Raw genomic sequence first — 707 nt, 5'->3', positions numbered from 1 at the left:
TGCCTCGCTCCGCAATGGCGGTGCACGCGTCCTCGTGACCGAAATCGATCCGATCTGCGCTCTGCAGGCGGCGATGGAAGGCTATGAAGTCGTGACGATGGAAGAAGCCGCGACCCGCGCTGACATCTTCGTGACGGCGACCGGCAACGAAGACATCATCACCGTCGATCACATGCGCGCCATGAAGAACATGGCGATCGTCTGCAACATCGGCCATTTCGACAGCGAGATCCAGATCGCTGCTCTGTCCAACATGAAGTGGACCGAGATCAAGCCGCAGGTCGACGAGGTCGAGTTCCCCGATGGCAAGAAGATCATCATGCTCGCCAAGGGCCGCCTGGTGAACCTTGGCTGCGCCACCGGCCACCCGAGCTTCGTCATGTCTTCGTCCTTCACCAACCAGGTGCTGGCGCAGATCGAACTGTGGGCCAAGAGCGAGCAATATAAGAACGAAGTCTATGTCCTGCCCAAGCATCTCGATGAGAAGGTGGCTGCGCTCCACCTCGAGAAGCTCGGCGTGAAGCTTTCCAAGCTGACCCCGAAGCAGGCGTCCTACATCGGCGTGACCGTCGAAGGTCCGTTCAAGCCGGATCACTATCGTTACTGATCCGGTCTAACGACCAACAAAAAAAACACAGGATGCGGCGCCTTCGGGCGCCGCATTTTTTTGCGCCTGCGGTCTTTCCGGAAGCGCGGTTTTTCGCAAA

1 protein-coding gene is annotated in these 707 nt (G+C 58.4%); it reads left to right on the top strand.

From position 1 onward, the window contains the following. A partial coding sequence (locus tag BGN95_RS07405) for an adenosylhomocysteinase (protein WP_286772139.1) occupies window positions 1-607 on the top strand: 607 nt, incomplete at its 5' end. Between the last annotated feature and the right edge of the window lie 100 nt (window positions 608-707).

Origin of the sequence: Sphingomonas sp. 66-10, from assembly GCF_001897045.1 — a bacterium.
GTDB lineage: Bacteria > Pseudomonadota > Alphaproteobacteria > Sphingomonadales > Sphingomonadaceae > Sphingomonas > Sphingomonas lycopersici.
Note: the sequence above shows the minus strand (reverse complement) of the source record. Positions and strands in the feature narration are given on the sequence as shown.